The sequence below is a fragment of the Xylophilus sp. ASV27 genome (assembly GCF_016428875.1).
GTDB lineage: Bacteria > Pseudomonadota > Gammaproteobacteria > Burkholderiales > Burkholderiaceae_C > Xylophilus.
In genome coordinates this window covers 1-253 of record NZ_JAELTO010000440.1, presented here as the reverse complement: position 1 = coordinate 253, position 253 = coordinate 1, and the positions used below count along the sequence as shown (strand labels likewise).

The following is a 253-nucleotide window of genomic DNA, read 5'->3' as shown; positions in this document are numbered from 1 at the left end:
GGATGATCTCCAGTCCCAGCATGGGCTGGTCCTTGCGGTCGTCGGTGCATTGGGTGCAGCGCTCGGCCGGGTCGGCGCCCTGGCGCAGCAGCTTGCCGACGCGGCCGCTGAGCGCGCCGCCCTGCTCCTGTCTCTTATACACATCTCCGAGCCCACGAGACCGTACAGGAAATCGCGTATGCCGTCTTCTGCTTGAAAAGGGGGGGGGGGGGGGGGGGGGGGGGGGGGGGGGGGGGGGGGGGGGGGGGGGGGG

At 72.3% G+C, this 253-nt stretch carries 1 pseudogene; it reads right to left on the bottom strand.

Features of this window, described 5'->3' with window-relative positions:
• A pseudogene (locus tag JHD63_RS23695) lies at positions 1-253 on the bottom strand (hypothetical protein); the annotation flags it as partial.